The 20,536-nt window shown below is 68.0% G+C and carries 20 protein-coding genes and 1 tRNA gene; 18 read left to right on the forward strand and 3 right to left on the reverse strand.

Annotated elements, in window-relative coordinates:
- Position 1: 1 nt before the first annotated feature.
- The 6 genes from ACPEH0_RS01830 to serA all read left to right on the forward strand — a co-directional run bounded on the left by ACPEH0_RS01830 (position 2) and on the right by serA (position 6,060).
- Positions 2-1,795, forward strand: coding sequence for an acetolactate synthase large subunit (locus tag ACPEH0_RS01830; RefSeq protein WP_366213157.1), 1,794 nt, complete (start codon positions 2-4; stop codon positions 1,793-1,795).
- Positions 1,796-1,797: 2 nt separating this feature from the next.
- The gene (gene ilvN / locus ACPEH0_RS01835) at positions 1,798-2,307 is read left to right on the forward strand and encodes an acetolactate synthase small subunit (RefSeq protein WP_217530089.1); all 510 of its coding nucleotides are present in this window, start codon (positions 1,798-1,800) and stop codon (positions 2,305-2,307) included.
- Between the two features lie 45 nt (positions 2,308-2,352).
- The gene (gene ilvC, locus ACPEH0_RS01840; RefSeq protein ID WP_366213155.1) at positions 2,353-3,378 is read left to right on the forward strand and encodes a ketol-acid reductoisomerase; all 1,026 of its coding nucleotides are present in this window, start codon (positions 2,353-2,355) and stop codon (positions 3,376-3,378) included.
- Between the two features lie 107 nt (positions 3,379-3,485).
- On the forward strand, positions 3,486-3,986 hold the full coding sequence (locus tag ACPEH0_RS01845) for a DNA polymerase III subunit gamma/tau (RefSeq protein ID WP_359917641.1): 501 nt from the start codon (positions 3,486-3,488) through the stop codon (positions 3,984-3,986).
- Between the two features lie 2 nt (positions 3,987-3,988).
- Positions 3,989-4,333, forward strand: coding sequence for a hypothetical protein (locus ACPEH0_RS01850; protein WP_359917644.1), 345 nt, complete (start codon positions 3,989-3,991; stop codon positions 4,331-4,333).
- 122 nt (positions 4,334-4,455) lie between these two features.
- The gene (gene serA, locus ACPEH0_RS01855; protein WP_366213154.1) at positions 4,456-6,060 is read left to right on the forward strand and encodes a phosphoglycerate dehydrogenase; all 1,605 of its coding nucleotides are present in this window, start codon (positions 4,456-4,458) and stop codon (positions 6,058-6,060) included.
- A 77-nt stretch (positions 6,061-6,137) separates the two neighbouring features.
- On the opposite strand, the gene ACPEH0_RS01860 is transcribed toward serA, so the two are convergent.
- Positions 6,138-6,680 carry a TetR/AcrR family transcriptional regulator gene (locus ACPEH0_RS01860; protein WP_366213152.1) on the reverse strand — a complete coding sequence of 181 codons (543 nt, stop codon included), beginning with the start codon at positions 6,678-6,680 and terminating at the stop codon, positions 6,138-6,140.
- Positions 6,681-6,745: 65 nt separating this feature from the next.
- On the opposite strand from ACPEH0_RS01860, the gene ACPEH0_RS01865 reads away from it, so the two are divergent.
- From ACPEH0_RS01865 to ACPEH0_RS01895, 7 genes are all read left to right on the forward strand, one after another.
- Positions 6,746-8,293 (forward strand): MFS transporter, encoded by a 1,548-nt coding sequence (locus ACPEH0_RS01865; RefSeq protein ID WP_366213410.1) that lies wholly within the window; start codon positions 6,746-6,748, stop codon positions 8,291-8,293.
- A gap of 31 nt (positions 8,294-8,324) precedes the next feature.
- A complete protein-coding gene (locus tag ACPEH0_RS01870; RefSeq protein WP_366213151.1) occupies positions 8,325-9,377 on the forward strand; it encodes a 3-isopropylmalate dehydrogenase in 1,053 nt (350 codons plus the stop codon).
- A gap of 49 nt (positions 9,378-9,426) precedes the next feature.
- Entirely contained in the window at positions 9,427-10,521 is a 1,095-nt protein-coding gene (locus ACPEH0_RS01875; protein ID WP_217530058.1) for a branched-chain amino acid aminotransferase, read from the forward strand.
- A gap of 3 nt (positions 10,522-10,524) precedes the next feature.
- Positions 10,525-11,292 carry a fumarylacetoacetate hydrolase family protein gene (locus ACPEH0_RS01880; protein ID WP_064001919.1) on the forward strand — a complete coding sequence of 256 codons (768 nt, stop codon included), beginning with the start codon at positions 10,525-10,527 and terminating at the stop codon, positions 11,290-11,292.
- Positions 11,285-12,520, forward strand: coding sequence for an MFS transporter (locus tag ACPEH0_RS01885; protein WP_366213150.1), 1,236 nt, complete (start codon positions 11,285-11,287; stop codon positions 12,518-12,520). Before ACPEH0_RS01880 ends, ACPEH0_RS01885 begins: the two co-directional genes overlap by 8 nt.
- Before the next feature lie 42 nt (positions 12,521-12,562).
- Positions 12,563-14,077, forward strand: coding sequence for a glutamate--tRNA ligase (gene gltX / locus ACPEH0_RS01890; protein WP_366213149.1), 1,515 nt, complete (start codon positions 12,563-12,565; stop codon positions 14,075-14,077).
- 91 nt (positions 14,078-14,168) lie between these two features.
- A tRNA-Gln gene (locus ACPEH0_RS01895) sits at positions 14,169-14,243 on the forward strand.
- A gap of 828 nt (positions 14,244-15,071) precedes the next feature.
- Here ACPEH0_RS01895 and ACPEH0_RS01900 read toward each other — a convergent pair.
- Together ACPEH0_RS01900 and ACPEH0_RS01905 are read right to left on the reverse strand one after the other, a co-directional pair.
- The gene (locus ACPEH0_RS01900; RefSeq protein ID WP_366213147.1) at positions 15,072-15,563 is read right to left on the reverse strand and encodes a hypothetical protein; all 492 of its coding nucleotides are present in this window, start codon (positions 15,561-15,563) and stop codon (positions 15,072-15,074) included.
- Between the two features lie 268 nt (positions 15,564-15,831).
- On the reverse strand, positions 15,832-16,383 hold the full coding sequence (locus tag ACPEH0_RS01905; protein WP_366213146.1) for a hypothetical protein: 552 nt from the start codon (positions 16,381-16,383) through the stop codon (positions 15,832-15,834).
- 94 nt (positions 16,384-16,477) lie between these two features.
- Here ACPEH0_RS01905 and ACPEH0_RS01910 point away from each other — a divergent pair, with 94 nt between their 5' ends.
- From ACPEH0_RS01910 to ACPEH0_RS01930, 5 genes are all read left to right on the forward strand, one after another.
- The gene (locus ACPEH0_RS01910; protein WP_366213145.1) at positions 16,478-17,962 is read left to right on the forward strand and encodes a hypothetical protein; all 1,485 of its coding nucleotides are present in this window, start codon (positions 16,478-16,480) and stop codon (positions 17,960-17,962) included.
- A 14-nt stretch (positions 17,963-17,976) separates the two neighbouring features.
- A complete protein-coding gene (locus ACPEH0_RS01915; RefSeq protein WP_366213144.1) occupies positions 17,977-19,059 on the forward strand; it encodes a hypothetical protein in 1,083 nt (360 codons plus the stop codon).
- Between the two features lie 31 nt (positions 19,060-19,090).
- Positions 19,091-19,237, forward strand: a complete 147-nt coding sequence (locus ACPEH0_RS01920) for a hypothetical protein (RefSeq protein WP_366213143.1) — start codon at positions 19,091-19,093, stop codon at positions 19,235-19,237.
- A 297-nt stretch (positions 19,238-19,534) separates the two neighbouring features.
- On the forward strand, positions 19,535-19,687 hold the full coding sequence (locus ACPEH0_RS01925; protein WP_366213142.1) for a hypothetical protein: 153 nt from the start codon (positions 19,535-19,537) through the stop codon (positions 19,685-19,687).
- Positions 19,688-19,809: 122 nt separating this feature from the next.
- The gene (locus ACPEH0_RS01930; RefSeq protein WP_366213141.1) at positions 19,810-20,502 is read left to right on the forward strand and encodes a type I restriction-modification system subunit M N-terminal domain-containing protein; all 693 of its coding nucleotides are present in this window, start codon (positions 19,810-19,812) and stop codon (positions 20,500-20,502) included.
- Positions 20,503-20,536 lie beyond the last annotated feature (34 nt).

The raw sequence follows: 20,536 nt of genomic DNA on the forward strand, positions 1-20,536 counted from the left end.
CATGTCTTCTGACACCGTCGCCGCTGTGCCTCGGCCCCCGGCCGGAGGCCCGTCCACGCCCGTGCTCACCGGAGCGCAGGCCGTCGTCCGCTCGCTCGAGCTCCTGGGCGTCACCGACGTCTTCGGGCTCCCGGGCGGCGCCATCATCGAGGTCTACGACCCGCTGATGGACTCGACCGACCTGCGCCACATCCTCGTGCGCCACGAGCAGGGCGCCGGTCACGCCGCCGAGGGGTACGCCGCGGCATCCGGTCGCGTCGGCGTCGCCATCGCGACCTCCGGCCCCGGCGCCACCAACCTCGTGACGGCGATCGCCGACGCGTACATGGACTCGATGCCCATCGTCTGCATCACGGGCCAGGTGTACTCGACCCTGATGGGAACGGATGCCTTCCAGGAGGCGGACATCGTGGGCATCACGATGCCGATCACCAAGCACTCGTTCCTCGTGAAGGACCCCGCCGAGATCCCGGGCGCCATCGCCGCGGCCTTCGAGATCGCCTCGACGGGTCGCCCGGGCCCCGTGCTCGTGGACATCACGAAGGATGCGCAGCAGGCCAAGGCGCCGTTCGTGTGGCCGCCGAAGGTCGACCTGCCCGGCTACCGGCCCGTCACCAAGGCGCACGGCAAGCAGATCCAGGCCGCGGCGCAGCTGATCTCCGAGGCCAAGAAGCCCGTCCTCTACGTGGGCGGCGGTGTGGTCCGCGCGGGAGCCGCCGGCGAGCTCCGTCGCTTCGCCGAGGCGACCGGCGCTCCCGTGGTCACGACGCTCATGGCGCGCGGCGCGTTCCCCGACTCGCACCCGCAGCAGTTGGGCATGCCCGGCATGCACGGCACGGTGCCCGCTGTGCTCGCGCTGCAGGAGTCCGACCTGATCGTCGCCCTCGGTGCCCGGTTCGACGACCGCGTGACCGGCAAGGCGGCCCTGTTCGCCCCGCACGCGAAGGTCGTGCACGTCGACATCGACCCCGCCGAGATCTCGAAGATCCGCTCCGCCGACGTCCCCATCGTGGGTGACCTGAAGGACGTGCTCGTCGATCTCGACGCGGCCTTCGCCGGTGTCGCGAAGCCCGACGTCTCGGAGTGGTGGTCCTACCTCGACGGCCTCCGCACCGAGTTCCCCCTGGGCGCCGCACCGACGAGCGACGGCCTGCTTTCGCCGCAGCACGTCATCCAGCGCATCGGCGAGCTCACCGGCCCCGAAGGCGTGTTCGCCGCCGGCGTCGGCCAGCACCAGATGTGGGCCGCGCAGTACATCGGTTACGAGCGTCCGAACGCGTGGCTCAACTCCGGCGGCGCCGGCACGATGGGCTACGCCGTGCCTGCGGCCATGGGCGCGAAGGTCGCCCAGCCCGACCGCACGGTGTGGGCGATCGACGGCGACGGCTGCTTCCAGATGACCAATCAGGAACTCGCCACCTGCGCGATCAACGACATCCCGATCAAGGTCGCGATCATCAACAACTCCTCGCTCGGCATGGTGCGGCAGTGGCAGACGCTCTTCTACGACGGCCGTCACTCGAACACCGACCTCAACACGGGTCACGACACCATCCGCATCCCGGATTTCGTCAAGCTCGCCGAGGCGTACGGCTGCCTCGCGATCCGCGTCGAGAAGGAGGAGGACGTGGATGCCGCGATCCGCACCGCCCTCGAGACCAACGACCGCCCGGTCGTGATCGACTTCGTCGTGAGCGCCGACGCGATGGTGTGGCCGATGGTGCCCCAGGGCGTCAGCAACAGCTACATCCAGTACGCACGCGAGCACGCGCCGGCCTTCGAGCAGGGGGAGTGACGATGAGCAAGCACGTCCTGAGCCTCCTCGTCGAGGACAAGCCCGGTCTCCTCACCCGCGTCGCGGGCCTCTTCGCGCGCCGCGGCTTCAACATCGACTCCCTCGCCGTGGGCGTGACCGAGGTGCCCGGACTCTCGCGCATCACGGTCGTCGTCGACGTCGAGGAGCTGCCGCTCGAGCAGGTGACGAAGCAGCTGAACAAGCTCGTCAACGTCATCAAGATCGTCGAGCTCGACTACGCGACCTCCGTCCAGCGCGAGCACATGCTCGTGAAGGTCCGCGCCGACAACCAGACGCGCTCGAACGTCATCGAGGTCGTCAACCTGTTCCGCGCCTCGGTCGTCGACTACGCCACCGACGCGCTCGTCGTCGAGGTGACGGGCGACCGCGGCAAGGTCGACGCCTTCCTCAAGGCCCTCGAGCCCTTCGGCATCAAGGAGCTCGCCCAGTCCGGCATGGTCGCCATCGGCCGCGGCGGCAAGAGCATCACCGAGCGCGTCCTGCGCGGCTGACCCCACATCTTCTCTACCGACATCTACAAGGAGACACACACGAACATGGCTGAGATCCTCTACGACGCCGACGCCGACATCTCGCTCATCCAGGGCAAGAAGGTCGCCATCGTCGGGTACGGCTCGCAGGGCCACGCCCACGCCCAGAACCTCCGCGACTCCGGCGTCGAGGTCGTCATCGCCCTCAAGGAGGGCTCGAAGTCCGCGCCGAAGGCGTCGGAGGACGGCTTCGAGGTCAAGTCCGTGGCGGACGCCGCCGAGTGGGCCGACCTCATCATGATCCTCGCGCCCGACCAGCACCAGCGCGGGATCTTCAATGACGAGATCAAGCCGCACCTCGCCGCCGGCAAGACCCTCGCCTTCGCCCACGGCTTCAACGTGCGCTTCGGCTACATCGAGGTCCCCGACGACGTCGACGTCATCCTCGTCGCCCCGAAGGCCCCCGGCCACACGGTGCGCCGCGAGTTCGTCGCGGGGCGCGGCATCCCCGACATCATCGCCGTCGAGAAGGACGCCTCCGGCCAGGCCTGGGACGTCGCCCTCTCGTACGCGAAGGCGATCGGCGGCACCCGCGCCGGGGTCATCAAGACCACCTTCACCGAAGAGACCGAGACCGACCTGTTCGGTGAGCAGGCCGTCCTCTGCGGTGGTGTGTCGCAGCTCGTCCAGTACGGCTTCGAGACGCTAACCGAGGCGGGATACCAGCCCGAGATCGCCTACTTCGAGGTGCTCCACGAGCTGAAGCTCATCGTCGACCTCATGTGGGAGGGCGGCATCGCCAAGCAGCGCTGGTCGGTCTCCGACACGGCCGAGTACGGCGACTACGTGTCGGGCCCGCGCGTCATCGACCCGCGTGTCAAGGAGAACATGGCCGCCGTCCTCGCCGACATCCAGTCCGGCGCGTTCGCGAAGCGTTTCATCGACGACCAGGACAACGGCGCCGTCGAGTTCCAGGAGCTCCGCGCCAAGGCCGCGGCCCACCCGATCGAGGCGGTCGGCAAGGACCTGCGCGCCCTGTTCGCGTGGAAGCAGCAGGACGCCGACTACACCGAAGGCTCCGCCGCGCGCTGACCTTCGGCATCCAGCCCTCGGCGCATCCGCCGGGACCGGCTTTTCGTGAGCCACGGAGGCCCGACCCTTACAAGGGGTCGGGCCTTCGGCGTCGGTAGACTCGGAGCGTGGCTTCCGACCCTCACGACGAAGAGGACGCCTTCCGCTGGGAGGGCGACGATTCGCCGACGCGTCCGACGCGTCCGGCGCGTCCCGAGCGCACCGGCGCTGCGCTCCCCGACGGGTGGCGTGCCGTCGGGAAGGGGAGTGAGACCACCCCCGACGACGACGTCGCCCCTGCGCCGGAGGCGGTGACGACGGCCGACGAGGATGCGGAGCTGGCACCCCTCGGCAACGTCGCCCTCGTGTCCCTGGGGCTCCTCGGCGGCATCTACCTGCTCTACACCGTGGGGTGGCTGCTCGGGAGCTCGCGGCTGGCGGCGGCGACGTCGTTCTGGCTGGAGCCGGCGGCCGTCGTGCCGGCGCTGTGGGTCGCGGTCGCGGCCCCTGCCCTCTGGTTCGGCGGCGTCATGCTGCTCACCCGCGCGTCGGCCGCGTGGGTGAGGTTCGCGTGGCTGGTCGTCGGCGTGTTCCTGCTCCTGCCGTGGCCCTTCGTGATCGGAGTCTGATCGTGACGACCTCGAACCAGGCGGTGCGCCGCGGTCCGTCCTGGCTGCCCGCCGCCATCGCTGGTGTCTTCGGCCTGTTCTACGCGTACGCGGTCTGGACGGCCGTCGCCTTCCTGCTCGCGCAGGCCACGGGCGTCGAGGGCCTGAACGGCGGCGGATGGGCGATCCTGCTGTTCTCCGTCGTCTTCCCGATCATCGTGTTCGTCGCCGGAGTCGTCCTCGCGCGGCGACGCCCGGTGCTCCACCTCGCGGTCGTCCTCCTCGTGGGGCTCGGTCTCGTCGCCGTGTTCTGGCTGAACATCCTCACCTACGCGATCACGAACGGGAACTCGCTCGTCGGATCGTGACGGGTGTCACACGGTCGGGGGCGGTGGTGGGTCTTCGCTAGGCTGGGCGTGCCGCGTACCGTCGTCGGTCACCTCTCGGTCGGCTCCGTGGCGATCCACCCCCGCGTACCCGAAGGTCTGCCGTGCCCAAGCCTGTCGTCCTCATCGCCGAAGAACTCTCTCCCGCCACGATCGAGGCCCTCGGCCCCGACTTCGAGGTCCGATCCGTCGACGGAGCCGACCGTGCGGCGCTCCTCCCGGCGCTCGCGGACGCCGACGCGGTCCTCATCCGCTCGGCCACGAAGATGGATGCCGAGGCGATCGCCGCCGCGCCGTCGCTGAAGGTCATCGCGCGCGCCGGTGTCGGCCTCGACAACGTCGACATCAAGGCGGCCACCAGCGCCGGCGTGATGGTCGTCAACGCCCCGACGTCGAACATCATCTCCGCCGCCGAGCTCACCGTCGGCCACATCCTGAGCCTCGCGCGTCACATCCCGGCGGCGCACTCCTCCCTCGCCGCCGGCGCCTGGAAGCGCTCGTCGTTCACAGGCACCGAGCTGTACGAGAAGACGGTCGGCATCATCGGCCTCGGGCGGATCGGCGCACTCATCGCGGCCCGCGTGCAGGCCTTCGGGGTCTCCGTGGTCGCTTACGACCCCTACGTCACGCCGACGCGTGCCCAGCAGCTGGGTGTGCAGCTCGTCAGCCTCGACGAGCTGCTGCGGACGAGCGACTTCGTCACGATCCACATGCCCAAGACGCCCGAGACGACGGGCATGATCGGGGCCGCGCAGTTCGAGATCATGAAGGACTCGGCCTATGTCGTGAACGTCGCCCGCGGCGGCCTCATCGACGAGGAGGCCCTGTTCACCGCGCTGACGACGGGCCAGATCGCCGGCGCCGGACTCGACGTCTTCACGAGCGAGCCGCCCGCCCAGGACGGCACGGCCTTCCCGCTGCTGTCGCTCCCGAACGTCGTCGTGACCCCGCACCTCGGGGCCTCGACGGCGGAGGCGCAGGAGAAGGCCGGCGTCTCGGTCGCCAAGTCCGTCAAGCTCGCCCTCGAGGGCGACCTGGTGCCCGACGCCGTCAACGTCGCCGGTGGCGTCATCGACCCCTTCGTGCGCCCCGGCATCGCGCTCGTCGAGCAGCTCGGCCAGATCTTCACCGGGCTCGCACCGAGCGCACTGACGAGCCTCGACATCGAGGTGCGCGGCGAACTGGCCGACTACGACGTGAGCGTCTACCGCCTGGCCGCGCTCAAGGGCATCTTCACCAACATCGTGAGCGAGAACGTCTCGTACGTGAACGCGCCGCTCTTCGCGGAGCAGCGCGGCATCGAGACCCGCCTCATCGTGGAATCCGAGAGCCCGCTGTACCGCAACATCACGATCCTGCGCGGCACGCTGTCCGACGGCACCGTCCTTACGGTCGAAGGCACCCTCGCCGGCACGCGGATGGTGCCCAAGGTCGTCGGCATCAACGGCTACGAGGTCGAGGTCCCGATCAGCCGCTACCACGTCGTCATGCGCTACGCCGACCGCCCGGGCATCGTCGCGATCTACGGCCAGAAGCTGGGCGAGGCGGGCATCAACATCGCCGGCCTACAGGTCGCGCGACCGGACGCGAGCGGCCGAGCACTGTCCGTGCTGACGGTCGACTCGCCGATCCCCGAGGCGATGCTCGACGAGCTGCGCGACGCCGTCGCCGCCGACCTGTTCCGGCAGATCGAGCTCAGCGAGGTCTGACCCGCCTCGGCATCCGCTCTTCCCCTGTCACGACGCGCCGTGCGCGGCGGCGGTTTGCGACAGGGGAGCGGATGCCGCTAGCGCGCGGCGCGCTCGACGAGGGCGATCAGCGCGTCGAGCTCGGCGCCGCGGGGGAGAGGGCCGGGGAGCGCGCCCGTCGCGAGCGCGCTGTTGAAGTACAGGCCGTCGCTGACGAGCAGCACGAGCTGCAGCGCGGTCTCGTCTCGGGTGTGGGGGCGGAGCGCCTCCTCCCAGAGCTCCCGCACCCGACGCAGGGCGTCGGAGGCCTCGGCGTGGCCCGTCTGCGCCAGGCGGGAAGCGGCGATGATGGCTCGATCCAACGGTGACCCGGTGTGCACCGACGTCCGCACGAAGGCCGCGACGACGCCTTCGGGAGCCCGGAGCATGTCCTCCACGTCGATCTCGACGAGGCGCCGCATCCGTTCCAGCAGCGCGGCTTCGAGCGCGTCCTTCGACGCGTAGTGGTAGAGCAGGCCGCCCTTGGAGACCCCGGCGGCGGCGGCGACGGCCTCCATCGTCGCGCCGCGGGCGCCGCCGTCGATGAGCGCCGCCTCGAACGCGTCGAGGACGCTCTCCTTGGCTTTCGGTGGTCTGCCCATGCTCCGATCCTCTCGCGGGTGAGCGCCTGACTCTGTTACTATACCGGCTGGACGGTGTACTAATGATGACGTTGACGGAAGAGATCCGAACGGCCGACGCGGCGGGCGCGCGGCAGGGCTGGCGCGGGTGGGCGGCGCTGGCCGTGCTCATGCTGCCCGTGCTCCTGGTGTCGGTCGACAACACGGTGCTGAGCTTCGCGCTGCCCGAGATCGCGCGCGACCTGACCCCGACGAGCGCGCAGCAGCTGTGGATCATCGACGTCTACCCGCTCGTGCTCGCCGGCCTTCTCGTGACGATGGGATCGCTGGGCGACCGGTTCGGCCGCCGCCGCATGCTGATGGTCGGTGCGACCGGATTCGCCGCCGTCTCGGCGCTGGCCGCTTTCGCCCCCTCGGCCGAGCTCCTCATCGCGGCGCGCGCGACGATGGGCCTGTTCGGCGCGATGCTCATGCCGTCGACGATGTCGCTGCTGCGGAGCATCTTCACCGACCGCGACCAGCGGCGCCTCGCGATCGCCGTGTGGGCGTCGATGTTCTCAGCCGGATCCGCGCTGGGGCCGATCGTGGGCGGTGTGCTCCTCGAGCACTTCGCGTGGGGTTCGGTGTTCCTGCTCGCCGTGCCGGTCCTCATCCCGCTGCTGGTACTCGCGCCCCTCCTCGTGCCCGAGAGTCGCGACCCGCACCCCGGTCGCATCGACCCCGTCAGCATCGTCCTCAGCATGGCGACGATGGTGCCGGTCGTCTACGCGATCAAGGAGGTCGCCGTCCACGGTCCGGGGCCGCTCCCGCTGGTGCTCGTGCTCGTCGGGCTGGCCTTCGGGTGGGTCTTCGTGCGCCGTCAGCTGCGCTCCGAGAGCCCGATGCTCGACATGCGCCTGTTCCGTCGCGGCGCGTTCACCGGCGCGCTCCTCGTGAACCTGCTGAGCGTCGTCGCCCTCGTCGGCTTCCTCTACTTCGTGACCCAGCATCTGCAGCTGATCGTCGGGTTGAGCCCGCTGCAGGCGGGCCTCGCCCTCGTGCCCGGGCTCGCGCTCATGATCGTGTCGGGTCTCGCCGTCGTGCCGTTCTCCCGCCGGGTGTCGCCCCGGGTGGTCGTCCCCGTCGCCCTCGCCCTGTCGGTCGCGGCGTACGTCGTGATCGCGGTGTCGACGGATGCCGCGGCCCTCGGCATCCTCATCGGCGCCTTCGCGCTGCTCGGCATCGGCATCGGTGCGGCCGAGACGGTGTCCAACGAACTCATCCTCGCCACCGCGCCGCCCGCGAAGGCCGGAGCGGCGAGCGCCGTGTCCGAGACTGCGTACGAGCTCGGTGCCGTGCTCGGGACCGCGGTGCTCGGCGGCATCCTCACCGCCCTCTACCGTGCCGGACTCGTCCTCCCGGACGGTGTGCCGGCGGGCGCGGCCGCGGCGGCGCGCGAGACCCTCGGCGGGGCGGTCACCGTCGCGGACGGACTCCCGGGCGCGCTGGGCGACCGCGTCGTCGAGGCCGCGGCATCCGCCTTCGATGCGGGCGTGGGCGTCACCTCGATCATCGGAGCCGTTCTGGTCGTCTGCGCGGCCGTCATCGCGGCCACTACGCTGAAGGGAACCCGCACCCCGCGCGTCGAGGACTGACCGCGCGGGTCCCCCGAGAACGAGGAGAGCGATGTCGCGCGTCGTGAAGCTGGCCGTCATCCCCGGAGACGGCATCGGTCCGGAGGTCGTCGCAGAGGCCGAGAAGGTGCTCGACGCCGTGACCGAGGGAGCCGAGGTGACGTTCGAGAAGACCCGGTTCTCCCTGGGCGCCGCCCGCTACCTCGAGACGGGTGACACCCTGACCGACGAGGACCTCGCCGCGATCGCCGCGCACGACGCCATCCTCCTCGGTGCCGTGGGCGGGATGCCGGGGGACCCCCGTCTGAAGGATGCGAACATCGAGCGGGGCCTGCTGCTGAAGCTGCGTTTCGCGCTGGACCACTACGTCAACCTCCGCCCGTCGGTCCTGTACCCGGGTGCCTCGGGTCCGCTCGCGGAGCCGGGGGAGATCGACTTCGTCGTGGTGCGCGAGGGCACCGAAGGCCCCTACGTGGGCAACGGCGGCTCGATCCGCGCCGGCACGCCGCACGAGATCGCGAACGAGACGTCCGTGAACACGGCGTTCGGGGTCGAGCGGGTCGTCCGGTTCGCCTTCGCGCAGGCGCAGAAGCGCCGTCGGAAGCTGACCCTCGTGCACAAGACCAACGTGCTCGTCCACGCCGGCGGCATGTGGAAGCGGATCGTCGACGAGGTGGCCGCGGAGCACCCGGACGTGGCCGTAGACTACCTGCACGTCGACGCGGCGACGATCTTCCTGGTCACGAACCCGGGCCGCTTCGACGTGATCGTCACCGACAACCTCTTCGGCGACATCCTGACCGACTTGGCCGGCGCCGTCACCGGAGGCATCGGCCTCGCCGCTTCGGGGAACATCAACCCCGACGGCGCGTTCCCGTCGATGTTCGAGCCCGTGCACGGTTCCGCGCCCGACATCGCCGGACAGCAGATCGCCGATCCCACCGCTGCGATCCTCTCCGTCGCCCTGCTGCTCGACCACCTCGGACTGCAGGGCGAGGCCGAGCGCGTCACCCGCGCGGCCCGCGAGGACATCGAGAGCAGGGACGGCTCCGCCCGCACGACCGCGCAGGTCGGCGACGCCATCACCGCACGCCTCCGGGCGTAATCTGAGTGGATGCGCGCCGCGCAGACGCCGCGCGAGGAACAGGACTGACATGACCCTCACCGACTCGACCGCAGCCCCCCTCACCTTCTCGGTGACGAAGAACCTGGCTGCCGCTTCGCCGTCCGCCCGCGAGGAAATCCTCGCGAACCCCGGCTTCGGCACGAACTTCACCGACCACATGGTCGACATCTGCTGGTCGTCCAAGGGCGGCTGGCACCGTCCCCGCGTCTCGCCGTACGGCCCGATCTCCCTCTCGCCCGCCGCCGCCGTGCTGCACTACGGCCAGGAGATCTTCGAGGGCATCAAGGCGTACCGTCACGCGGACGGCTCGATCCACACGTTCCGGCCCGAGGAGAACGCGCGGCGCCTGCAGCGCTCCGCGCGCCGCATGGCGCTCCCCGAGCTCCCCGTCGAGTACTTCCTGCAGTCGCTGCGCGAACTCATCGCCGTCGACGGCGACTGGGTGCCCTCGGGCGCCGACCAGAGCCTCTACCTGCGGCCGTTCATGTTCGCGAAGGAGGCGTTCCTCGGTGTGCGCCCGGCCGAGAAGGTCGCCTACTACCTGATCGCGAGCCCCGCGGGTGCCTACTTCAAGGGCGGCGTGACCCCCGTGAAGATCTGGCTGAGCGAGGACTATGCCCGCGCAGGCAAGGGCGGCACCGGCGCGGCCAAGACGGGCGGCAACTACGCCGCGAGCCTCCTGCCGCAGGCCGAGGCGTACGAGAAGGGCTGCGACCAGGTGGTCTTCCTCGACGAGGACGGCAACGTCGAGGAGCTCGGCGGCATGAACGTCGTCTTCGTCATGAAGGACGGCACCCTCGTGACCCCCGAGTCGGAATCGATCCTCGCCGGCATCACGCGCGACTCGATCCTCCGACTCGCCGAGGACCGCGGGCACCGCGTCGAGCGACGTGCCGTCTCCCTCGCCGAGTGGCGCGAGGGTGTCGCCTCGGGAGAGATCGTCGAGGTGTTCGCGTGCGGCACCGCCGCCGTGGTGACCCCCATCGGCGCGCTCAAGGCCTCCGGCTTCGAGGACGCGCAGCCCACAGGCACGCTCGCCCTCGAGCTGCGCCAGCACCTCACCGACATCCAGTACGGGCGTGTCGAGGACGTCCACGGCTGGCTCACCCGGCTGGACGGCTGATCCGTGCGCATCGTCCGTTACAGCCGCAACGAGGCCATCCGCTACGGGATCATCGACGAGAAGGAGGTCGTCGAGCTCGCCGGCGACCCGATGTTCACCGGGTTCGAGACGACGGGTGAGCGGATCCCGCTCGCCGAGATCACGCTCCTCGCGCCCTCGATTCCGCGCTCGAAGATCGTCTGCGTCGGCAAGAACTACCGTGATCACGCCGCCGAGATGGGTGGGGAAGCGCCCACCGAACCGCTGCTGTTCCTCAAGCCCAACACGTCTGTGATCGGCCCCGACGACGCGATCGTGCGGCCGCCGCAGTCGCAGCGCACCGATTACGAGGGCGAGCTCGCCGTCGTCATCGGGCGGGTCGCGAAGAACGTCCCCGCCGACAAGGCGCTCGACTACGTGTTCGGGTACACGATCGGCAACGACATCACGGCGCGCGACCTGCAGCGCTCGGACGGCCAGTGGTCCCGCGCCAAGGGATTCGACACGTTCTGCCCGCTCGGACCGATCATCGAGACCGAGTTCGACCTCGACGGTGGAGCGCGCATCGTGTCGCGCGTGAACGGCGAGGTCCGTCAGGACGGTCCGATCTCCGACATGGTCCACTCGGTACCGGAGATCATCGCCTACGCCTCCGCGGCGTTCACGCTGCTGCCCGGCGACGTCATCCTGACCGGTACGCCGGCCGGGATCGGCGAGTTCCACGCCGGCGACGTCCTCGAAGTGGAGATCTCGGGCCTCGGCATCCTGCGCAACACGGCGCGGAATGCCTGACGAAGGACTGCTCTCCCTCACAACGACGGATGTCGCGCGCATCCAGCGGCGCACCGTCACCGTCCTCGCGGCGGGGCAGGTCCTCGGCGGTGTCGCGTTCGGCGCGACGGTGTCGCTGGGGGCTCTCCTGGCTGCCGACCTGTCGGGCCAGGAGTCACTGTCGGGGTTCGCGACGGCATCCGTCACCCTCGGCGCCGCGCTCTGCGCGATCCCGCTCGCCCGCCTCGCGGCGGCGCAGGGGCGGCGCCGGGCGCTGACCCTCGGCAACCTGCTCGCCCTCGTGGGGATCGCGGTCGTCATCACGGCCGCGGCGCTCCGCGCCTTCCCCCTGCTCCTGGTCGGCGTGATCCTCATCGGCGCCGGCAACGCCGGCAATCTGCAGTCCCGGTTCGCGGCGGCCGACCTCTCGGGGCAGGGGCGGCGGGGGCGCGACCTCGGCACGGTCGTGTGGGCGACCACGGTCGGGGGCGTGGTCGGTCCGCTCATGCTCACACCGGGGGAGGCTGTCGGCGGATGGCTTGGAATGCCGCCCCTCACGGGTTCGTACGCGTTCTCGATCGTCGCGCAGACCCTCGCTCTGGCGCTCTACCTGGTGGCGCTGCGCCCCGACCCGCTGAAGGTCGCGCAGCAGGTCGCGCGGTCGCGCGATCCCCGGGACCCGCAGCTCGACGAGCCGGACCGTCCCGTCGTCGCCCGCTACGCCGTGTTCGCGGTGGCGGGCTCGCACGTGACGATGGCCTCCGTCATGGCGATGACCCCGGTCCATCTCTCCCACCTCGACCCGCGCAACGTGACGACGATCGTCGGCGTCACGATCGCGCTGCACGTCTTCGGGATGTACGGGCTGTCGCCGGTCTTCGGCATCCTGGCCGACCGGTGGGGGCGTCTGCAGACGATCCTCCTGGGGCAGGGCATCCTCGCCGCGTCCCTCGTGACGGCGGCGGTCGCCCCGAACTCGCCCACCGCGGTCCTGATCGCCCTGCTGCTGCTCGGTCTCGGGTGGAGCGCGGCGACCGTGGGCGGCGCGGCGCTGCTGACCGAGGCGACGCCGACCGAACTGCGTCCCCGCAGGCAGGGGCGCAGCGACACGGCGATGACGCTGTCGGCGGCGATCGGATCGGTGCTCGCGGGCGGCATCCTGAGCCTCATCGGCTACGGAGGGCTCGCCCTCGTCGCCCTCGCGGTGGTCGTCGCGATCACCGTCCTCTCGCCCTACGCGCGGCGCTGAGGGCGCGGGGCGGGAGCGGCGCCGGTCGTAGACTTGACGGCGATGTCCACTGCACCGCACCCCCTCACCACGACCGCCTCCGGCTCCGACGTCCGCGTCCGGTTCTGCCCCTCGCCGACGGGGCTCCCGCACGTCGGGATGGTCCGCACCGCCCTGTTCAACTGGGCGTACGCGCGGCACACCGGCGGCAAGATGATCTTCCGCGTCGAGGACACGGATGCCGCTCGCGACAGCGAGGAGAGCTATCGCCAGCTCGTCGACGCCCTGACCTGGCTCGAGATCGACTGGGACGAGGGCGTCGAGAAGGGCGGCCCGCATGAGCCGTACCGGCAGTCGCAGCGCCACGACATCTACCGCGAGATGCTCGACAAGCTGATCGCGACCGGTGCCGTGTACGAGTCGTACTCGACCGCCGAGGAGATCGACGCCCGCAACGAAGCCAACGGCCGCGCCAAGCAACTCGGCTACGACAACTTCGACCGCACGCTGACGGACGAGCAGAAGGCCGCGTTCCGCGCGGAGGGCCGCGAGCCCGCCTGGCGACTGCGCGTGCCGGACGAGGACGTGACCTACGTCGACCTCATCCGCGGCGAGGTCACCTTCCCGGCCGGGTCGTTCCCCGACTTCGTCGTCGTGCGCGCCGGCGGCGTGCCGCTCTACACGTTCACCAACCCCGTCGACGACGCCCTGATGGGGATCACCCATGTGCTCCGCGGCGAGGACCTCATGCCCTCGACCGCCCGTCAGCTCGCCCTCTACGGCGCGCTCATCGACGCCGGGGTGACGACCTTCGTGCCGCGCTTCGCGCACATGCCGCTCGTGCTGGGTGAGGAGGGCACGAAGAAGCTCTCCAAGCGCGACCCGAAGGCCGACCTCTTCCTGCAGCGCGAGAAGGGTTTCATCCACGAGGGGCTCCTGAACTACCTCGCCCTCCTCGGCTGGTCGATCGCGCCGGACCGCGACGTCTTCTCGCGCCAGGAGCTCATCGAGGCGTTCGACATCGTGAACGTGAACCCCAACCCCGCCCGCTTCGACCAGAAGAAGGCCGAGTCGATCAACGGCGACCACATCCGGATGCTGGAACCCGCCGACTTCGCGTCGCGCCTAGTCCCGTACCTGGTCGGCGCCGGCGTCGTCAGCACGCCTCCCACCGACGCGCAGCGCGAGCTGCTCGCGAAGGCTGCCCCGCTCGTCCAGGAGCGGATGCAGATGCTCGGCGACGCTCCGGGGCTGCTCGGATTCCTCTTCCGAGACGTGGAGGCGTACGACGAGGACGCGGTGAAGGGACTGCCCGCGAACACCGCCGAGGTGCTCGCCGCCTCTATCGACGCGCTGCAGGCGGTGCCGGAGGACGCCTTCACCGCCGAGGCGATCCAGGCGGCACTGGCGGCATCCCTCATCGACGGGTTGGGCCTGAAGCCCCGCGTCGCCTACGGACCCGCGCGCGTCGCACTGAGCGGCCGGCGCGTCTCGCCGCCGCTGTTCGAGTCGATGGAGCTGCTGGGCAAGTCCGTCACGCTCGACCGTCTTGAGCGCCTGCGCGCCGAGCGCAGCTGAGACGCGACGCGCTCGGGATGCGCGTCCGGTTTGGCCGGGGCCGCACCGTGGGCTAAGCTTGATCCTCGGTACGACTCCGGTTGAAACCCGGTGGGGTATGGTGTAATTGGCAACACGGCTGATTCTGGTTCAGTTGTTCTTGGTTCGAGTCCAGGTACCCCAGCCATACGGACGTTACTCGAGCCATGGTCAAATGAACGGGCCATGGAGCGAACTGAACTCCCCTCCTGCGAGAGGGGAGTTCTTGTTTTCCCGCCGCTGTGCTGTCGCGTGACGGCCAACTCGGCGCTGATCTCTCGGATGCGCGCGTTCACTTGACGTTCGCCCGTGACGCGAATGCGCTCTGGTTCCATGTGGACCGTCAGGTGCTCGAAGAACGCAGTCAGGAGATCGCGTCGGACAGTGTCTGAGGCCCGCTTGTAGAGCTCGCCGGGATCGCGCAGTAGATCGATGTAGGCCAGCGCGGTGTCGATGCCGTATTGGAGTCGGTCGACGGTGACGTCGAGTTGTTCATTGATGGCTTCCTTCTGAAGGGTGGTCTGCTTCATTCGCTCGCGGATCTTCGCGATCGGGAGGGACCGCGTTGCGGCGAGTTCGATGAGGCGTTCCTCTTGGGCCTCGAGCTTGTTCAGCTGCTTGGTCAGTTGCGTGTGAGCGCAGCGATATCGACGCGTCGCCCCGACTCTCGTATACAAAGACGCAGAGGGCGATCGGCTGTGCCGGTCGAAGGGTCCAACCGCCCGCGAAGATGAACACGCGAGCAGCGGAGTCTGTGGCCGGCGCAGCCCCTCCCTCTTGTACCTTCTAGATTCCTCGCACCTCGCTCACTTCATTGAGGTGCGTGCAATCGTGCCGCTGCGCATCCGCTGAGTCATTCTGGTTGCGGGTCGCGCAGCACCCTTGATCACTCTTCGAATGGCCACAGACATCCGGATCGAACAACGCACCTGCGAGGTCGATTCGGTTTTCCCTGGCCATGTCGTGTCCTCTGGCGTCAGAGGCCAACTTGGTGCCCGGGGCTGAACCCGTCGTGGAGACGGCCGTGATTGAGCCATAGGCGCACGCAACTCTCGACGGCTACTGAAGAAGAGAAGGTCCGTGCGGGGGACACCGCAGTGCGGCTGAGGACATCGCGCTCCTCGGTGGTGGTCATTTGTTCGCTCGCGTCGCCGGTCGGATCCTCGACTACCGCGAAGACGTCTTCGCCGTGGAGCTCGACGACGTACCGTCCATATCCGAGCCGGACGACTCGCGCAGTCCGATCCGCAGAGTCATCTGTCCAGATCCAGAACTCGCATGCCGGGCTCCCAGTCTTGCTCATGAGCGCGAGGCCGATCCCTACATAGCCGTTGGGGTCAGGTATCGGGAACCACGTCAGAGTACTGCTCTGCGTGTTCCTCACCACTACCTTGGTGAACGTGAACGTCCAGCCCCGGGGCATCGGTATCCATCCGTCCGATGCACTGTCCTCAAAGCTCTTGCTCATGAAGCTCCATGCATCTCTCGGCCGCGTCCAGCGTCAGACTGAGCTGTGACGCTGAGAGGCGTCGCGGACCGCTGCGCCAATGGCGGCTGTGAAGCTCCACGCCTCTTCTCTCAGTGTCGCTCTGAACTGCTGGTCTCGGCAGATGTCTAGCGCATGGCGACACAGCTTCTGGAGTATCGATGCACACTGTGGGCGCCGGGCAGGGACTATCTGACTCATTGTGGGTTCCAATCTTCGGGGTGGCTCAGGGGTGACTGTGAAATTGGGCTCAGCTCGCTGCTCGCTGGGCGACCATACGAGCGTCCGGAAGGAGGGCGACTGAGGTCGCAGCCAGGCGAAGCGAGTTGCTTAGGTGGTCAGCATGCGAGATCACATGCAGGCGAGCGTGTCTGGCGAGGGGTACATAGGCGTGGTCGCCTCCGACGATAACCAGGTCGGTTACACCGCGGTGCGTGAACTCGACCGCTGCATCGCAGAGTGCATCGTCGGCGGCGTCCGGTTGGGAGGGAACCAGTGTCAGCCCCCAGCGCTGGAAGCAGAGCAGCTCCATGTAGTGGCGCAGGATGCTGGGCCCCGTCGCCACACGCACGGGCATGCCGACTACCTGTAGCTCCACCACCGAGAGAAGCTGCTGCATCCGCTCTACGGAGATACGGGCGTCGTTCACGATAGCCAGGTTCTCCAGGTCGATGAGCGCGGCGAAGCGTCGAGCCGACTTGGTACGCGTCTCAAGTGTGATCTCTGTTGTAGCGCGGAACGCCTCGGATACTGGCATCTCTAGTCCGATCTCTATGCACGGGCCGCTGAGTTGAGTCGACATGCCGTGCAACTAAGTCGAGAGTAGCCGACCATCGAATACTGCGCAACACTCCTGTGTGGCGGCCCGCTCCGTGCATTAAGGCTAGGCTGTGGGTATGACTCCAAACGACGTCGTCGAGGACCAGGCGCTGAGGAATCGCTTCCAAGCTGAAGTCGCCTACGCGGATCGGCTGAAGCCCTCCGAAGACGCATCGCGCGACGATGCGCAAGTGCTGGAGTCCCCGGACGGACTTCTGGTCGCTGCCTGGCTGTGGCCGCGCGAGTTGTACGACAACGATCCATTGGAGATAGTTGGTCGCTGGAATCGAGGAGTGGGATCGGTCGATCAGTCGCAACTGGAGTCCGGCGATTCGGTACGGCTGGCTTGGATCGACGCCATCGATCGCCGCCGCCAGGTCCTTCGAGAGATCATCGCTAAGCGGTTCGCTCGGATCATCGACTCAACCGCGCGCGCAGTTGATCGCTCTGTCGAAGATGTGAAGACACATCTGGCCTGGTCGGTTCCCCTGACTGAAGACCACCTCAACCGACTCCTATGCGCCGACAGCCCCTTCCCCTTCCGTGTCATTGTCGGTATTTGTAGGGCTCTGCAGCTCGATTTCGATCGCGAGTTCTGGGAGCTGGTCAATCCGTCGCAGCTTGCGGAGCGGGTTGATCGGTCCGTTCTAGCAGCCGAGATCACCTCGCGCCTTCGTGACGTCACGCTGGAGGATCTGAAGGGCGTCAAGTCGAAGCTCCCGCGTCTAGCCGAGATCGGCAAGGCGCCTATGCGCGAGGTCTACCCTGCGCCCGCGCGGCGGTATCGAGGGCTATACAAGTCACTCGCAGCTGACGGACGTGATCACCCCCAATACACCGTCGATGCGATTGACGGGATCCTGAAAGCCGCAGGTGAGAAGGGGCTGCCGAGTAGCGCGCGGGAACGTTCCTGGTGGGCGGGGAGTGGCGCGAAAGCTGCGGGACGACCACAAGTGAGTGCTTGGTGGGCTGCCGGCTATCGGGTTAGAGGTCTTGAACCGGCCGCTGGTCCGGTCGCGGTCGTAAGCTTCGAGGCGCTTCCTGGGCGAGCCGTGTGGCTCGCGGATCCAGACCGTACCAACAGCGGCGAGTACCGGGTGCCGGGGCCCCCACGAGTGCCGATCTATCCGATCGATCAGCAGGGGGTCCAGGCACTGTCGGCTGCGCTCACGGTCTTCGCCGAAGCTGCCAGGCTGGCTACCCTCCAACGGGAACGGATGGACGCCCAGGAAGCGACAGCGGACGGCCCCGACAATCCTGATGTCCGTTCACTCGTTGCGTTTCTCGACAAAGTCGGTGAGGCGACCCGGGCGAGCCTCGTGCAACACTTCGCTTCCGTCCGAGGCGGACAGGTCGACGAGAACTGGCTAACGAACCTTCTGACGAAAGCGCGGCGGCAAGGCTGGACCACCAATCTTGGCTCGCGGAGTAGGCCGCGGTGGACCTTGAGTGGGGTCTGTCCGTCGTGTGGTGCGAGGACGCTTCAGCCCTACGCCAGCGATCGAGCCAAGTGTGCACGGTGTGGCGCTATCGCCTCCACGAGCCCGCTTGAGGTCGGGTAAGCCTGAGACTCGTCATGACTGAGGACTTTAAAGACGTCGCGCGCCGCATCGAAGCGAACCCGCTCGGGAGACTCATGTACGGCCAGCGCGAACTATTCCATTCCAATCTCATCGGCTGGTTCTTCGACCAACTTCCTGATGTAGCGGACGCGACCTTCCGGCCGCTCGCCTCGCCTGGCGCAGACTCAGGTCGCTTTGTCGAGCGCGAGCGGGGCCACATGGATCTTGTGTTCCACTGGCCGGATCGTGCCCCGCTCGTCATCGAGAACAAGGTCTTCTCTCTGCCCCACCGCGCCCAGCTCGACGAGTACAAAGCGGCCGCGTCGAAGTGGCCGCATACGCCGGCCCTCGTGCTGCTTTCCGTCAGCGCGCCGGACTTTAACCCGGGGGAGTGGCGCTACCTGAGCTACTCCGAGTTCTCTACTCGGATCCTCGACGCGCTCCCCGCCGACTCGTCCTACGAGGTCGAGACGATGCGCCGCTACGCCGCGCTTATCGCGGATTTGCACCTGCTTATCTCGGCCGTCGACGTACAGTCCGACGACGAGGCGGTCTGGCTGCCCGGGTCGCTTCTCTCCGCGATCTCCAGTTCGCAGATGCGCGCGGCGCTGCACAAGGCGCGTGCACAGCGCGTCGCCCGGGTGCTCAACGAGTTCCTCCCCGGGCTGGAGCAGCCCGCTGGAAGCGGGATGACCAATGCGACGCCGTTCGTCGAGTCCTTCGAGTACACATTCACAAGCGGGATTCATGCGCATCTGGGCTGGCAACTTCAAGGCAGCCAGTTTCGACGCACTGCGATCTACCACGACGAATCCATTCGTGGCCGAAGCGAGGAGTCGCATCGTCTCCGCGAGGCTGTGAGTCGTGAGCATCCGGAGTTCTACACATTCCCTGCCCACCTGCCACAAACGGCCGCGGGACGGAAAGAGTTCAATCACTTCGCCCCTTCGTCTGTCCTGAAGTACGTCAAGACACCTGACCTCACGATCTCTGAGTTGAAGGCAGCTGCGAGCGAGGTGCATGCGGAGATTGAACAGTTGCGTGCCGAGGGGGCTGACGAGATTCGCCCCGCCGATGCAGTGCGGAAGGCTCCATAGAGCGACGTCGCCCCATTTCGACTCAGCAGCGATGTCGGTGCCGCTGGCTACTGTCGGAAGGGTGGAAGCCTTTCAGCAGTTCGTCGCCCTCGCGCTGGAAGCCGAAGGGTTGGTCGTTTCGAGCGCGCTCAAGTTCGCCGTCAAGCGCCGCACCCGCAAGTTCGCCTATGAGGAATAGCAGACGCCACGGCTTCAGAGTCGATCTCGTCGCCGCTCGCGCTGACAAGCTCGTGCCCGCGACGGTGAAGTCCGTCTTCGGCTCTCGCGGGGTTGTGGCCGCTCGAGTGCGTGGCGAGAGCGAGAATCGCACCTGGAACGACGCCCACGCGCTCCTCAACGACGAGCAGATCCGTTCCACTGTCGTCGCGGCGGCCGCGGAGCGGTTTGGTTTCAGCGTTGACCAGGTCGCGAGCTGCGACTTCAGGTCGGCAAGTTCGCCGGCGGCGGCAGCGAGGCTGCCGTGCGCGAGCGGTGCGTGAAGCAGGTTGTCGGCGCGGGCCCGATCGCGGTGGTTGGCGTTGCCGAGGTAGTGAAGACGGTTCGCCAGGTCGCCGGCTCGAAGCAGTACCGCGACAACGCCGTGCTGGCCACGATGAAGGTGCCGGACGCCGCGGGAGCGCTCGCCTAATCACCCGCCACGCCCCACACGCCATTTCTGGGTGCTGTCTGTGAGCGTCGGTACCCTGGGGACAGGTCCTGGGGACAAGGAACTAATGCGCGGAGAGACGCGCGTTGGAGGAACTATCGAACATGGCACGAGTCGCGAAGCCGAAGCCCACAAAGACCCTCGAGCAGACCCTTTGGGAGGCTGCCGACAAGCTGCGCGGCAACCAGGAGCCCGGTGAGTACAAGCACGTCGTGCTTGGTCTGGTTTTTCTCAAGTACATTCCTGACCGCTTCGAGGAGCGCCGTTCTGCGCTCGAGGCCGAGCTCGTCGCCGAGGAAATCAGGCCCGAGCGGATCGCATCGTTCCTGGAGGACCGAGACGAGTACACCAGTCACAACGTGTTCTGGGTCCCGGAGGTGGCGAGGTGGGGATGTATCCAATCGGTGGCGAAACTGCCCGAGATTGAGCAGCAGATCGATCAGGCGATGGACCTCATAGAGAAGGAGAACCTGTCGCTCCGAGGGGTGCTTCCACGCAACTACGGGCGCGACGGTCTCGACAAGCGTCGTCTTGGTGAGCTGGTCGATCTGATCGGTTCCATCGGCTTCACGGCGACCGATGACCACGGTGCCGACGATGTGCTGGGTCGCGTCTACGAGTACTTCCTCGGACAGTTCGCTGGCAAAGAGACGGGTAAGGACGCCGGGGCGTTCTATACGCCCCGCTCGGCTCATCGTGAAGAGAACACCAAGGATGAGAGCCTCCTCCAGGCACGGCGCGGGCTTTCGCCCGTGTCGAACCGGCCGCGGATGCAGAAGGTCCGAGCGACGCCGTGAATCGTGAGCGTGGGTGCCCCCAATCGCGCGGTGA

The organism is Microbacterium sp. NPDC079356 (genome assembly GCF_049545465.1).
GTDB lineage: Bacteria > Actinomycetota > Actinomycetes > Actinomycetales > Microbacteriaceae > Microbacterium > Microbacterium gawkjiense.

Coding starts and splice junctions, on each gene's coding strand:
- ACPEH0_RS01830 (WP_366213157.1), top strand. CDS start 2: ATGTCTTCTGACACCGTCGCCGCTGTGCCTCGGCCCCCGGCCGGAGGC.
- ilvN (WP_217530089.1), top strand. CDS start 1,798: ATGAGCAAGCACGTCCTGAGCCTCCTCGTCGAGGACAAGCCCGGTCTC.
- ilvC (WP_366213155.1), top strand. CDS start 2,353: ATGGCTGAGATCCTCTACGACGCCGACGCCGACATCTCGCTCATCCAG.
- ACPEH0_RS01860 (WP_366213152.1), bottom strand. CDS start 6,680: ATGGGCAGACCACCGAAAGCCAAGGAGAGCGTCCTCGACGCGTTCGAG.
- ACPEH0_RS01865 (WP_366213410.1), top strand. CDS start 6,746: ATGACGTTGACGGAAGAGATCCGAACGGCCGACGCGGCGGGCGCGCGG.
- ACPEH0_RS01870 (WP_366213151.1), top strand. CDS start 8,325: ATGTCGCGCGTCGTGAAGCTGGCCGTCATCCCCGGAGACGGCATCGGT.
- ACPEH0_RS01875 (WP_217530058.1), top strand. CDS start 9,427: ATGACCCTCACCGACTCGACCGCAGCCCCCCTCACCTTCTCGGTGACG.
- ACPEH0_RS01885 (WP_366213150.1), top strand. CDS start 11,285: ATGCCTGACGAAGGACTGCTCTCCCTCACAACGACGGATGTCGCGCGC.
- gltX (WP_366213149.1), top strand. CDS start 12,563: ATGTCCACTGCACCGCACCCCCTCACCACGACCGCCTCCGGCTCCGAC.
- ACPEH0_RS01900 (WP_366213147.1), bottom strand. CDS start 15,563: ATGAGCAAGAGCTTTGAGGACAGTGCATCGGACGGATGGATACCGATG.
- ACPEH0_RS01905 (WP_366213146.1), bottom strand. CDS start 16,383: ATGTCGACTCAACTCAGCGGCCCGTGCATAGAGATCGGACTAGAGATG.
- ACPEH0_RS01910 (WP_366213145.1), top strand. CDS start 16,478: ATGACTCCAAACGACGTCGTCGAGGACCAGGCGCTGAGGAATCGCTTC.
- ACPEH0_RS01915 (WP_366213144.1), top strand. CDS start 17,977: ATGACTGAGGACTTTAAAGACGTCGCGCGCCGCATCGAAGCGAACCCG.
- ACPEH0_RS01920 (WP_366213143.1), top strand. CDS start 19,091: ATGTCGGTGCCGCTGGCTACTGTCGGAAGGGTGGAAGCCTTTCAGCAG.
- ACPEH0_RS01930 (WP_366213141.1), top strand. CDS start 19,810: ATGGCACGAGTCGCGAAGCCGAAGCCCACAAAGACCCTCGAGCAGACC.